Raw genomic sequence first — 13,409 nt, forward strand, 5'->3', positions numbered from 1 at the left:
AGGCAGGCGTTAGGCCCGCGTTGCTTGAACAACACGAATTCCGTTCGGGAGTCTTCCGTGGCGAAAAGACGACGAGGATGAGTCGCGCTATGAGGTGGTTGCGCAAGTCGGTGTTGGCCGGCTTGTCGCTGACGGTGATTCAGGGGATGTGCGTGAGCGCCGAAGCTTCGTCCCTGCCGATGGTCTTGATCAACGTTTCGGGGGCCGAGTCTTCGGAGAATGTATTTCCGGGGGTGAACGGCACGCACTACTTCTTCCCCAGCGAAGGGTATTTCGCTCGCTGGAAAGCCAGGGGCATCCGCACGGTGCGGTTTCCAGTGAAGTGGGAACGCTTACAGCCTGTGTTGGGCGGTGGGCTGGACGCCACGTATGCCGGGTTGATAGACAAAATGCTCGCGCAGGCGAACCAGCAAGGCATCGGTGTGATTATTGATGTGCATAACTATGCTCGGTACCGAGGGCAGGTGATTGGCAGTTCGCAGGTGACGGTCAACCATTACCGGAATTTGATGCAGCGCGTTGCCGAGCGCTGGCATGACTCGCCGGCACTCTATGCCTATGACTTGATGAACGAACCCCATGACGACTCCGACGCCAGTTGGCCCCAAGCGGCGCAGGCGGGGATCGATGCGATTCGTCAGATCGATTCGAAACGGCCGATCATTGTCGAAGGTCGCTCTTGGTCCAGTGCCGAGCGCTGGCCCCAGTACAACGACGCCCTGCTGCCGCTAAAAGACCCGGCCAATAACCTGGTGTTTTCCGCGCACTTGTATATGGATCAGAACGGCAGCGGTGTGTACAAGGATGCGAAAACCGCGCCCATCGATCCGGATATTGGCGTACGACGAGTCACGCCTTTCATCGAATGGCTTCAACGAAATGGTCGGCGCGGACAGATCGGCGAAATGGGTTTTCCCGACAATGACCCGCGATGGAACGAGGCGGCAGATCGCCTCCTTGGTTTCCTGCGCCAGCACTGCATACCCGTTGCCTACTGGACGTCAGGCGAGAGCTGGGGTCCAGAACCCATGAACCTGGAACCCATCGATGGCAAGGACCGTCCCCAGTGGAAGGTGTTGTCCAAGTACCTCGAAGCGCCCAAGTGCAGCGATTACGGACCAGTGCCCGCGCGCCGCTGAGTCAGCGATGCGGCTGAAGCGGTTGTCGATAAACGCGCTCAGGGTCCACCGGGCGCTGGATGGCTGCACTGTTCACCGCTGAAGCGCGTGCGAAATAAACGAACGCCGCAATTGCAAGGCCGGCCAGATCCCCGCCGTACATGATCGAGGTGGACAGGAAGAAGTTGAGCGCATTGAGCAGGAAATCGAGTTGCAGGGCACTGAGCAGATCACCCTTGCGCCGGCACTGGCGAATGATTCGCCAATAACCGACGTAGTAGAACAGCGCGATGATCGGGGTGAGAAAACCGAAGCGGTAAAGCACACCCAGAAGCCCTACATCCGACAGGTAGAAGTACGCGCTATAAAGCCGCGCGAAGCCGTTCTGCCACTGCAACGACAAGGCACCCATGCCGATGTAGTAGTTCTGCTGTATCTCCTGCAGCACAATGTCCGAAGTGGTCGCCCGAACGCCGCCTTCGCTGGTGGCTTCAAACAGTAGCGCGTTGAATTTCTGGTACTGATCGGTAAAAAAATCCGGGACGATGAAATACGCCACCGCCACGATGGCAACCACGGCGACGCCCGACTTGAGAATGACGCCCCAGCGGCTGCGAAATATCCATATGCCTGCCAGCGCCCAGACCAGCATGGTGTTGCGGGTCTGAAGTACCAGCCACAGATACGACGCGAACAGCAGCAATAGCGCGACCGATGCCAGTGAGTAGTCGCGTCTGAGGCGATACATCAGCATATAGGCGCACACACTGACGTACGCCGCGCCGACACTGAAACGGTTGGGGCGCAGTGGATTGAGCCCGTAGTCCTTCTCATCGACGGTAAAGGCAACGTCGCTGTTTTCCGGAATGATCCCCAGGTAATACAGATAGCCGACCAGCACACACGCCAGGCCCGACATCAGAAAGAATCGCTCCAGTTCTTCTTGCGTCGGTCGTGCCTTGATCATCAGGTACAAGGCTGGGAAGAACAACAGATAGAGAAAAGTGCGGCGCTCTTCCAGCAGGCCGAAGAGCATCGGTTGTCCGAATTTCGCATTGGCCAGGAACGCCGACAACAGCGGCAGCAGCAGACCAAAACACACCACCCAAAAGGCAGCTCTGGACTGATGCGCACGCTTCCAGAGCAACAGCAAAGCCAAGGCTGAAAGCACGACAGCGACGATGAACATCTCGCGCAGATACGGCAGGCCGGCTTTCTTGTTGTCGGTAAGGAACAGGCACGCCGAGTTCAGGAACAGCAGAACGAACAACAGCGTCCGGTAGGAAAATAGCCTTCTGGTCACAGCGAAATACCTTCGTGGGTGAAACTCTGGAGCAGGGGAGCGAGCCTTATTCGTCAGTGCCAGGAAAACGCGAAGCCTTCGCTGATCCCCTTGAGGCCGTAACGAATATTCTTGGGGCTGCGGCTGTTTTGCAGAACCGTGATGGACGCCAACGCCAGCGAAGAAACGACGCAGCAGGTGGTCGAGTGGAACTTACGGTTGTACATGATCGCCGCACGGTTTCGATAAAAGTGGAACAGATGACTTTTGCCCTTGGTGCTGCCGCTGTCGCCATGCCGGGCAAAACTGCCGAGCGCTACATGGCAGGTAATGCCCCGGGCAGCGGCGCGACGTTGCCAGTCGACCTCTTCGGAATACATGAAATAGCGGTCGTCCATCAGACCGACCTTCTCGATGACCCGACGTGAAACCAGCATCGAGGCCCCCATCAGGTAATCCGGGGTGGGCAGGTTCAGCGTCGCAAGTTGCGCGCGCTCGGCGTTCTTGCCGATCAATTTGGTCTTGCCGAGCCAGGGGTAGACCGTCCCGCCGCCGACGCACTGCACGATATCGGGGTTATCGGCGTAAACCAGCACCGACGAACTGAAACCACAACGAGGGTCGCCGTCCATGGTTTGCATCAAGGCCTCAAGCGCACGGGGCTCGACGGTGATGTCGTTGTTGAGTATCCAGAAATACTCGTAGCCGGCGCGGTTCGCGTAATCGATCCCGACGTTATTGCCGCCAGCGTACCCGTGGTTTCCGTTATTCCTGATCAGGCAATAAGCATACTTGCGAGCCTCGTGACCGATCTCGTCTTGCGTGGTGATAAGCGTCTCGTCTGCGTCCTGGTCGAGCATGAAACTGTGCAGTTTCTGGTAATCGGCTACCTGCGAATCGTTGTCGATGATCACGACGGGAATAGACCCACAGGCCGCCAGAGAGCGCATGCAGTTGAGCGTCTGCTCGGCGCCGTTCCAGTTGAGGATGATCGCGCAGACCTTGTCAGTGTTCATGGTAGAGACCCTCCGGAGGAAGAGACAAACAGCAGACGTAGCTGCCGCCCGATCGCGAAAAATCAGTTTGAATCAGGACGGTTCCAGCAACAGCCGGCGATGCCAGCGCCGCCCCTCGAACAGCACGATGACAATCATCGACAGGTTGATCAGAACATTGGCAGCGGCGAAGGCCATGACCACTGCCAGGGCATCCTTGAAGAAAAACGCTCCCGCCAGCACCGCTGAAATCCGCAGACTGGTGCTGACGACCTCGAACACCAGGAAAGTTTTCTGCAGCGACAGCGCGGGTATCGCGACCAGGCAAGGCCCGCCGATGAACCCGGCGAACTCGGAAATTGCCAGCCACCGCGCGTATTCGCCTGCAGTTTCCCATTGGCCGCCGAAGGCCAGATGAAACAGCCAGGGGCCTGCAATCACCAACGCGGCGAACGGGACCAGCCCCGCAAGCGACATGCCCGCCACACCTCGAATCAACAAACCGGCTACCGGTTCACGCGCATGAATGGCTTGGGTGATACGCGGGTAATAAACACTGCCCACCGCCTTGCCGATGAAGTTGCTGGGCATCGCCAGCACTTGCAGACAAAGCGCGAAGAAGCCCGCCGGCACCGCACCGAAAGCGGATGCCAGAACGAGCGTAGGCATGTGTACCGAGAGCGCGTTGATCAAAACCTGCGGGGCGCGGAACAGTGGGAAGTCGCGATACTCAGCGGCGAGTTGGCGCAGTGTTTTTCGGGCTTCCTGGGTGTTCTTCGCTGCGCGAGTCGTCATGCTCGGCTCACGTCGCAGGCGAATACCGACCAGGAGCAGTGCGCTGTGGATAACGTAGTAAAGCGCGCTGGTCACCACCAGCACCGGCGCAGTGGCAAGGATCAGACCCGCTCCACTGCGGGTGGCGTTGTAGATCAGCGCGTGCAAGGTCGCGGCGCGCGCGGTGAGGTTGAACCGCTGGTTGCGATACAGCCATTGCTGGGTAATCTCCAGGACCGCAGAGCTGAACATCACGATGGGCAACAGCATCAGATAAGGAATCAGCAGATCGATGCCCAATGCCCTGGACGCCTGCTCACCCCAACAGTACAGAAGCAGGGCAGTGACGCCGCAGATCACCGCCGCCACCCACAACGACAGACGAATCAATCCGCGAGCATCTCGATCGGACTGAGGCAACACGATCGCCATCGGATAGGTCAGCGCGCACCAGGGAATGAGGATAATCGTCAGACTCTGGAACGTGCCGACCACCCCGAATGCCTCGGGGCCGTAGATGCGCATGATCAGCGGAATCAGCGCCAGGTTGATCGCCTGCGCCCCGGCGCTGCCCGTAATCGTCGTGACGATATTGCGTACCAGCCGTGCCCGCCACAACTGCCGAACCGTGCCGCGCCACCCTGTGCCAAGTAAATCGTTGGCGGTAAATTCGGGATCTGCCATGGCCATCTCCTTCGCTTGCCGCTGTGCTTAATAGATGTCACGTGAGAACAGGGTAAAGGGCGTTTTCACCAGAATCTTGATGTCGAGCCAGAGCGACCAGTGATTGATGTAGGCCAGATCCTTTTCGATCCGCTTCTGCATCTTCTCAAGGGTCTCGGTTTCACCCCGCAGACCGCTGATCTGCGCAAGCCCCGTGATCCCGGGTTTGATCCGGTGCCGGGCCATATAGGCAATGATCTTGTCGCCGTAATAATGATTATGGGCGACCGCGTGAGGACGGGGCCCGACCATTGCCATTTCGCCGCGCAGAACGTTGATCAACTGTGGCAGCTCATCGATCGACGTGCGTCGGATGAAGGCGCCGACGCGGGTGATGCGTGAGTCGTTCTGAGTGGCCTGTTTGACCTCGGTGTCGTCGTGCACACGCATCGAACGAAACTTCCACACCAGAATCACCTGACCGTTGCAGCCATGGCGCGGTTGGCGAAAGAACACCGGGCCCGGCGAGGAAAGCTTCACCGCAATCGCCACGGCGAACATCACCGGGAACAGTACAATCAACGCCGCCAGGGCCAGCCCCCGATCAAACAACTCCTTGCCCAAGGCTGCCGCCGGATGAGAGCTGAGCGGAGTCTCGTTGAGGTAAATCGCGGGGAATTGTTCAATCTGCGAAATGGATTGGTTGAGCAGCATCATGCTGCTGAAGTCGGGAATCCATACCACGTCGACATTAAGGTCCAGCAAGGCCAGGTAAATGGCCTCGATTTGCGCCGCCTTGCTCAGCGGCATAGCGATGTACACGCGCCTGATGCTGTTGTGTGTCACCAGATCATTCAAGCCGGGCAGGGCACCAAGCACGGGTAGATCGCTGTCATCGGCAACATGCTCGACCTCTTCGTTGCCGGTCGAGACCATGCCGAATATCGGAACCCGCTCTCGCAACTGTCGCGCCAGGCTGTACGCCAATGGACAGGTGCCGACGATCACGGCCGTGCGCTCATAACGCAGCCAGCGTGCATGCAGATTGGTCAGATAGCGCAGTGGCAAATAACTGCATGCCTGCGCCAGAAAGCCGAACACGGCCATCCTCGCCAATAGATCCTGATCGAGGTCGGCATAGTTCAGGCAGACCAGCACCACCGCCGACAACGCGCCCATCAACACTGACCAGCCTGCCAACAGACGCAGCAGGCCAAGACCATAGCCGTAGCGCTTGTGATAAACGTGCAGCGCGGTGTAAATGGGCACTGAGGCCAACACTCCTAGCAGGACCAGTACCCGGTATTCGGTGGCGATGTAGCCCAACTGGTCAAAGACCAGATAGCAGATGATCAGATTGGACAGGACCGTGGCACTTGACCACTGGGCCCAGAACGTCAAGCCCCTTCGATTGACCGAAGGATGTAAGCGTCGAGCAAGCATGGTGATACTCCCAAGCGTTCGTCGCATGGCCTGTAAGACGTTGCCCAGGCTGAGCTGTTGATTTCCCTTTAGCGATCTTCGCCGTTAACCCGTTACACCTTTGCCTGGTAGGCCTCTCCCGGCAGATAGCCGTAATAGCCCTGATGGTCGTAGCGGGCATTGACCGCCGAAACCTGGTTGAGAATCACGCCAATGACCGGCGCCCCGTTTCGCAGCAACTGCCCGACACCACGCTGTACGACGGGCGTGGACGTGCTGTCTGACTTGACGACATAAAGCACCGCATCGGCCAGCGCGCAGAGCAACGCCGCATCGCTGACCGAGTGGCTCGCCGGTGAGTCGATGATGATGCGGTCGTAACGTTGTCTGGCCCAGTCGAGAAAGCTCGTGAAGCGCGGCGAAGCCAGCAGTTCCAGCGGATTGGAAGGCACTGCACCGGCTGGCAGAACATCCATATCGCCTACCTGCTGAATGCATTCGCCGCTGCGTGCGCTGCCATTGACCAGATTGGCCAGGCCTATCTGCCCGTTGTTCAAGCCCAGATTTTTCGCCAGGGTCGGTCGCCGAAGATCGGCCTCGATCAGCAACACCCGCTCCAGCCGCCCCAACGCACAGGCCAGATTGACCGCGATCGCGCTTTTGCCTTCGCCAGGCACGGAGGAGGTGATCACCAGAACATGACGGCGGGCTTCGATGTCGCTGAGCATGACCCCGGTGCGCGTCGTCCGGATGGCCTCGCTGAACGCAGTGTCGTCATTACGCTCGAACTGTCGGGCAATGCGCCCCCGGTTTTTCTTCTGCAGCAACGGCACCACACCCAACACCGGCAGGTGCATTTTCTTCTCGACATCCTCGCTGGACTTGACTGTGTTTTTCATCGCATCGCGCAGCAACGACAACGCGCATGCGACGCCGAATGCCAACGCGGCGACGAGCGAAAAGATCAGCGATTTGCGTGGCGTATTAGGCAGCAGCGGTGTGATTGCCTCATCGACAATCCGCGCATTGCTCGAACCCATCTCAGCCGTGGCGGTGGTTTCTCTCAGGCGATTGACGAAGGTCTCGTACAACGAGCGGTTACTGTCGACGTCACGTTGCAGCTCGCGCAGCTTGAACTCCTTGCGCGAGATGTCCTGGATCTGCGCACGGCTGGTGTTCACCGAAGCCCGCAGTGCATTTTCGTTCGCCTGTGCCAACTGATAGTTGTTCTGCAGACCCGCGACCACCTGATTGACTTGAGTCGCCATGCTTGCCTTGGCCGCCGCCAGATCAGAGCGTGCCGCGACCATTTTCGGGTGAAGATCGCCGTAACGCCGGGACAACTCGTCGACCTTGGCCTGGGCCTTGGCCACATCCGCCTGGAACTGCTGGATGACCGGGTTGTTGATGACCGCTGGAATAGTCGACAGCTGGCTGGCGCTCTTGCCGGCGATGGACTGAACCTGTTGATACTGACTTTGCGCCTCGGCGCGTTCACGACGGGCATCGATCATGCGATCACTGGTTTTGGCCAACTCGTTGGCAGTGATCGTCGTGACGCCTCCTACGTCTACCAACCCTTGCGCGTCGCGATAGGCCTGAAGTTTGTTCTCCGACTCCTGCAACTGGGTGCGCAACTCGACCACTCGGGTATCCATCCAGCGGCTGGCCGTCAGCGAATCATTGACCTGGGCGTCGAGCCGACTGTCCAGATAACCACGCGCCAGCGCGTTAGCAGCATCCGCGGCGGTCTGTTTGTCCTTGAGCGTCACACCGATGGTCACCAATTGGCTCTTGCCCACAGAGCTCACCGAGGTGTGCTCCATCAGCTCCATCACCGTCGCGTCGAATACCTGGGTCGGGGTCAGCGCTTCACCTTGACTCCAACTGGCAGGAAACAGGCCCGGGCTCAGAGAGGAGATCATCGACTTCAGGCGCGTCATCAGGTACGGCCGCTGGCGGGGGTCGAACTCAGGATGCTCGGTCAGGTTCAACTGCTTGACCGCACGCTCGGCAACACCACGGCTCTGGATCAGGCTGATCTGGGTTTGCAGGTAATCGCTTGTGGGATTGTTCGGATCGGCAAGTGGCTGAAATGAAATCAGCGAAGCACCTTTCGGCTCGATGACCAACGAGGCCACTGCGCGATACACCGGTGTGATGGTTTGCATGACCACCGCCGCCAGTAGCACGGCGAGGAGGGTAACGCTAAAAATGCTCCACTTGCTCGCCCACAACGTCTGTCCAATTTTGCGCGAGTCGATAAAGTCCCGATCTTCCTCCGGCACACCCACTGAGTGTCGTGAGATCTCGTTCCGCCTGCTTATACTGATCTGGCCCATGATCAAAAGAACCCCTGGTCGATGTTAATGGTGTCGCCTGGTTCAACCAGGGTATTCAGCGATGCCTTCGCAGCGGCTCGACTGGGATCCTTCCCGCGAATGATGCTGATGCGTTTGTCAGATGCCCGTTCCGTGAGCCCGCCAGCGAGAGCGATTGCCCGGTCCATCGTCAAACCCGGTTTGAAGGCATAGCCGCCAGGCGACTTCACTTCCCCGCCGATGTAGAACGGTCTGTACTCCAGCACGCTCACCGACACCCTCGGGTCGACCAGATAACCGTTCTTCAACCTCGAGGCGATCAGTTGCTCAACCTGTCCCTCCGTCAAACCCTTTGCCATGACCTCACCGATGAACGGGTAGCTGAACGCGCCAGCGTCATTGAGAACAATCTTCTTGAAGGTCAATTCGGTTTCCCCGACCACGTTGATGGAGATGCTGTCTCCGGAACTGAGCGTGTACTGAGCCGCCGAGAACGCGGGCGTACTGCATACCCAGAGCAGGGTGAGGATGAATAGGCGGCGGATGGACATGGGATAACCTCCTTTGCGGATTGGAACGGGTCCACAGGGACCCTTGCAGCCCAGCTGATTTCAAAGGGTGAGGGCGAACGTCAGCATGTATACGTTGCGGGCGTAGGTCTGATCGTCGAGATCCGAGTCGTTCTTCCAGCGCTGATAGCCCAGCGAGATATCCGCCCAGCGAGTAGGCGAGTAGATGACCGACGCACCATAGGTATTGAGCTTGTCGTCTCGACCACCGACACCCAGGTATTCGAGATCGGCGTATCGGTNAGCCTGGTACTGGTGTCATGTACGGTGTTGGCGCCATCATCGCCTTCCTCGAAAGATTTGCGAGCGTTGATGGAGAACGTCGAGTAGGTGCGTGGTTTGTACTCAACGTTAGCCTCCCAGGTCGGGCTGCTGTAATCGTTGACGTCGCTGTTATCGAAGTTCTTGCGCTCGTAGCCGACCCGAACGCTGCCGCTGAGTTTGGCGCTGATGTCGCGGGTGATGCCGACCAGCGCCGCATCGCCAGTGCTGTTGCGCGGACTGTTGCTGATCACGTAATCGAAATCGCTGTGGCGTAACTCGGCCAATGCGCGAGTACTGCCTCCCAGTCGGTGATACCAGGTGCCAATGTACGTGGTGGTGTCGTGCTCTTTGTCATCATTGAGCGAGCCACTGTTTCGATAACGCAGTTCCTGATATTCGGCCGAGACAGCGATCTGATTCATCGCGGTGCGGGCACCGTAGGTGTAGCCGACTTTGCCGTTCTTCAAGGTGTACTTGTCGTTCTCGCGAGGTTCGGCGGTCTGTACGGTGTCTTCTGCGCGGCGATAGCCCAACTCCAGATTCAAGCGATTGCGAGAGTCGAACTCCATGACGCTTCTGCCCTTGAGTGCCTGGTCGACATGATTGGCATCGGCATGATCCTGATAGGTCCGGCTGTCCACCGCATATTCCAGTTCGTAACCGCTGGTGCGGGTCTGGGTTTGCAGCAGAAAGGTCGGGCGCACGGAAGTAATCCAGGAGGCTTCCTCGTGGTCGGGCAAGGTTCGAAAGTTATCGTCGTACTGCTCGCTGATCTTCAAGCCGGGCGTGAAGTCAAAACCACCCAGTTCTACGCTCTGCGGTTTGCTCTCCATTGCGGCCAACGGGAAGGGAACGACCACGAGCAACGTCAGGAGATTTTTCCGGTTGATCATTCACGAATCCTTTTCCGCGACAGGGCCAAAAATGGACAGAAAAACAGGCAAAACAGAGCCGCAACCCTGCCGGCTGAACGCCGGTACTGGGAGAGAAGAAGCTAGGGATTCGCGCCGGACACTGACCTCACGACAGCACGAGGGCAGGTGGCACCTGCGAGCCAGATGTCTGACGGCAGGGGTACAACAGGCAGGAACAAAATTTTTGGTATAGCTACCGCACCGAGGTGTCTCGGATGAGGCAAACCAAAGAAGGGGAGATTCACATCAACCATGCGAAATGCGGGGCGCATGGAGAAATCGATGACTGCTGAGCCGTCACGACGTATGTCGCGTCCGGGGGTACTGCGCCGGCGACCATTCATTGCGTCGGGACAGATAGCTGTCACCGTCGGCGTCGCTCGACGGTCTGAGTATGCGCAAGGTTTGTGACTTGTGTGAGTCTCTCGACCAACGGTCTCTAGACATGTAATGAAGATGGAACACCCAAACGTACGATTGTCAGCCTGGTGAAACAGCTTCCATCATCACTCGCTTCTTGAAGACCAGTCTCTATATTGGGGCACTTTTCCATGTTAGATACATGAGCCGAATGACTGTCCAATAGCGAGACAGCTCTCAGCAAATAAAAACCCCGACCGATGACAAATCGGCCGGGGTTTTGTTTTTTCAGCGGTCGAAAACTTTTAGAAATCCAGGTTCGACACTGCCAGTGCGTTAGCTTCAATGAAGTCGCGGCGTGGTTCGACGGCGTCGCCCATCAACGTGTTGAAGATCTGATCGGCTGCAATCGCATCCTCAATCGTGACCTTGAGCATGCGGCGCACGCTTGGGTCCATGGTGGTTTCCCACAATTGGTCCGGGTTCATTTCACCCAGACCTTTGTATCGCTGGATGGTATGGCGCTTGGTGCTCTCGGCCATCAGCCAGGCGAGGGCCTCCTTGAACTCGGTGACAGGCTTCTTGCGCTCGCCACGTTGCACGTAGGCGCCTTCCTCGAGCAGGCTACTGATCTGCGCGCCCAGAGCGGTCACAGTCTTGTAGTCGTTGCTGCCGAAAAAGTCCCGGTTGAACGTCACATAATTGGACAGGCCGTGGGAAATCAGCTCGACCTCTGGCAGCCAAACATTACGTTCGCGGTCTTCACGCAGGCTCGCCTTGTAGACCAGACCGGACTTCTCGCCAACGCGCAGGCGCTCGTCGAACCTGGCCAGCCAATCTTGCATGGCTGCGTGATCCGACAACTGCTCCATCGAAACAGGCGGCAGATAAACGAAGTGCTCGGTGAGTTCCTGTGGATACAACCGGGACAGGCGCTTAAGTGTCTTCATCACCATGCGGAAATCGTTGACCAGTTTTTCCAGTGCAGGACCGGAAATACCAGGCGCAGATTCGTTAAGGTGCAAGCTCGCATCTTCAAGAGCCGACTGCGTCATGTACTCTTCCATGGCGTCGTCGTCTTTGATGTATTGCTCTTGCTTCCCTTTCTTCACCTTGTAGAGCGGAGGTTGAGCGATGTAGATGTAACCGCGCTCGACCAACTCTGGCAGTTGACGGAAAAAGAAAGTCAGCAGCAGGGTGCGGATGTGAGAGCCGTCGACGTCAGCATCGGTCATGATGATGATGTTGTGATAACGCAACTTGTCGATGTTGTACTCTTCGCGACCGATGCCGCAGCCCAACGCAGTAATCAACGTGCCGACTTCCTGAGAGGAAATCATCTTGTCGAAGCGGGCTTTCTCAACGTTAAGAATCTTGCCTTTGAGTGGCAGGATGGCCTGAGTCTTACGATTGCGTCCCTGCTTGGCGGATCCGCCAGCAGAGTCACCTTCCACAAGGTACAGCTCGGAAAGGGCAGGGTCTTTCTCTTGGCAGTCGGCTAGCTTGCCAGGCAGGCCGGCGATATCCAGTGCACCTTTACGACGAGTCATCTCCCGCGCTTTACGCGCCGCTTCGCGAGCACGCGCAGCGTCGATCATCTTGCCGACGACCGCCTTTGCCTCGTTCGGGTTTTCCAGCAAGAAATCAGAGAAATATTTACCCATTTCCTGTTCGACCGCGGTCTTCACCTCGGACGATACAAGTTTGTCTTTGGTCTGCGAACTGAACTTCGGATCAGGTACTTTCACCGAGATGATTGCGGTCAGACCTTCGCGGGCGTCATCACCGGTGGTGGCGACTTTGTGCTTCTTCGCCAAGCCTTCCTGCTCGATGTAGTTGTTCAGATTGCGCGTCAGCGCCGAACGGAAACCCACCAAGTGAGTACCGCCATCGCGCTGGGGAATGTTATTGGTGAAGCACAGAAGGTTTTCGTTGAAGCTATCGTTCCACTGAAGGGCGATCTCGACACCCACGCCATCGTCACGCTGGATGTTGAAGTGGAAAACCTGGTTGACCGGAGTCTTGTTGGTATTCAGGTATTCCACGAATGCACGCAAACCACCTTCGTACTTGAACAGCTCTTCCTTACCACTGCGCTCGTCCTTCAGCACGATGCCAACACCGGAGTTCAGAAATGACAGCTCTCTGATCCGCTTGGCCAGGATATCCCAGCTGAAGTGGATGTTCTTGAAGGTATCGGCCGAAGGTTTGAAGTGAATCTCGGTACCGGTGGTATCGCTGTCGCCAACGATTTTCATCGGCTCTTGTGGAACACCGTGAACGTAAGTCTGTTCCCAGATCTTGCCGCTGCGACGAACCGTCAAATTCAGTTCTTCGGAAAGCGCGTTTACAACGGATACGCCCACACCGTGCAGACCACCGGAAACCTTGTAGGAGTTGTCGTCGAACTTACCGCCAGCGTGCAGCACGGTCATGATGACTTCAGCTGCCGAAACGCCTTCTTCTTTGTGGACATCAACTGGAATGCCGCGACCATTGTCACGGACGGTGATGGACTCGTCCGGATGGATGATGATACTGATGTCGTCGCAATGGCCGGCCAGTGCTTCGTCGATCGAGTTATCCACCACTTCGAATACCATGTGGTGAAGACCGCTGCCATCGTCCGTATCGCCGATGTACATACCGGGACGCTTGCGTACGGCATCAAGTCCTTTCAGCACTTTGATGCTGGACGAGTCGTACGTTTGATTTTCGCTCATGCAT

The 13,409-nt window shown here is 57.5% G+C and carries 8 protein-coding genes and 1 pseudogene; 1 reads left to right on the forward strand and 8 read right to left on the reverse strand.

Annotation, left to right across the window (positions count from 1 at the left end; translation table 11 throughout):
• Positions 1-77: 77 nt before the first annotated feature.
• Complete coding sequence (locus tag D3M70_RS24975; RefSeq protein ID WP_120128277.1) at positions 78-1,139, forward strand: glycoside hydrolase family 5 protein; 1,062 nt, start codon at positions 78-80, stop codon at positions 1,137-1,139.
• A gap of 1 nt (position 1,140) precedes the next feature.
• On the opposite strand, the gene D3M70_RS24980 is transcribed toward D3M70_RS24975, so the two are convergent.
• From D3M70_RS24980 to gyrB, 8 genes and pseudogenes are all read right to left on the reverse strand, one after another.
• Positions 1,141-2,421: a hypothetical protein gene (locus D3M70_RS24980; protein ID WP_133306513.1), complete on the reverse strand. Its 1,281-nt coding sequence runs from the start codon at positions 2,419-2,421 to the stop codon at positions 1,141-1,143.
• 53 nt (positions 2,422-2,474) lie between these two features.
• The gene (locus tag D3M70_RS24985; RefSeq protein WP_120128279.1) at positions 2,475-3,416 is read right to left on the reverse strand and encodes a glycosyltransferase family 2 protein; all 942 of its coding nucleotides are present in this window, start codon (positions 3,414-3,416) and stop codon (positions 2,475-2,477) included.
• A gap of 72 nt (positions 3,417-3,488) precedes the next feature.
• Positions 3,489-4,853 (reverse strand): lipopolysaccharide biosynthesis protein, encoded by a 1,365-nt coding sequence (locus D3M70_RS24990; protein ID WP_120128280.1) that lies wholly within the window; start codon positions 4,851-4,853, stop codon positions 3,489-3,491.
• A gap of 27 nt (positions 4,854-4,880) precedes the next feature.
• Positions 4,881-6,275, reverse strand: coding sequence for an undecaprenyl-phosphate glucose phosphotransferase (locus D3M70_RS24995; protein WP_120128281.1), 1,395 nt, complete (start codon positions 6,273-6,275; stop codon positions 4,881-4,883).
• A 92-nt stretch (positions 6,276-6,367) separates the two neighbouring features.
• Positions 6,368-8,596, reverse strand: a complete 2,229-nt coding sequence (locus D3M70_RS25000; protein WP_120128282.1) for a polysaccharide biosynthesis tyrosine autokinase — start codon at positions 8,594-8,596, stop codon at positions 6,368-6,370.
• 2 nt (positions 8,597-8,598) lie between these two features.
• The gene (locus D3M70_RS25005) at positions 8,599-9,126 is read right to left on the reverse strand and encodes a polysaccharide biosynthesis/export family protein (protein WP_120128283.1); all 528 of its coding nucleotides are present in this window, start codon (positions 9,124-9,126) and stop codon (positions 8,599-8,601) included.
• Positions 9,127-9,387: 261 nt separating this feature from the next.
• A pseudogene (locus D3M70_RS25010) lies at positions 9,388-10,301 on the reverse strand (outer membrane beta-barrel protein); the annotation flags it as partial.
• Between the two features lie 686 nt (positions 10,302-10,987).
• The gene (gyrB, locus tag D3M70_RS25015; protein WP_120128284.1) at positions 10,988-13,405 is read right to left on the reverse strand and encodes a DNA topoisomerase (ATP-hydrolyzing) subunit B; all 2,418 of its coding nucleotides are present in this window, start codon (positions 13,403-13,405) and stop codon (positions 10,988-10,990) included.
• Positions 13,406-13,409: the final 4 nt, after the last annotated feature.

This window comes from Pseudomonas sp. LS-2 (assembly GCF_003605735.1).
Lineage (GTDB): Bacteria > Pseudomonadota > Gammaproteobacteria > Pseudomonadales > Pseudomonadaceae > Aquipseudomonas.

Bases quoted from the DNA above. Each gene is read 5' to 3' on its own strand.
- D3M70_RS24975 (WP_120128277.1), top strand. From the start codon at position 78: ATGAGTCGCGCTATGAGGTGGTTGCGCAAGTCGGTGTTGGCCGGCTTG.
- D3M70_RS24985 (WP_120128279.1), bottom strand. From the start codon at position 3,416: ATGAACACTGACAAGGTCTGCGCGATCATCCTCAACTGGAACGGCGCC.
- D3M70_RS24990 (WP_120128280.1), bottom strand. From the start codon at position 4,853: ATGGCAGATCCCGAATTTACCGCCAACGATTTACTTGGCACAGGGTGG.
- D3M70_RS24995 (WP_120128281.1), bottom strand. From the start codon at position 6,275: ATGCTTGCTCGACGCTTACATCCTTCGGTCAATCGAAGGGGCTTGACG.
- D3M70_RS25000 (WP_120128282.1), bottom strand. From the start codon at position 8,596: ATGGGCCAGATCAGTATAAGCAGGCGGAACGAGATCTCACGACACTCA.
- D3M70_RS25005 (WP_120128283.1), bottom strand. From the start codon at position 9,126: ATGTCCATCCGCCGCCTATTCATCCTCACCCTGCTCTGGGTATGCAGT.
- gyrB (WP_120128284.1), bottom strand. From the start codon at position 13,405: ATGAGCGAAAATCAAACGTACGACTCGTCCAGCATCAAAGTGCTGAAA.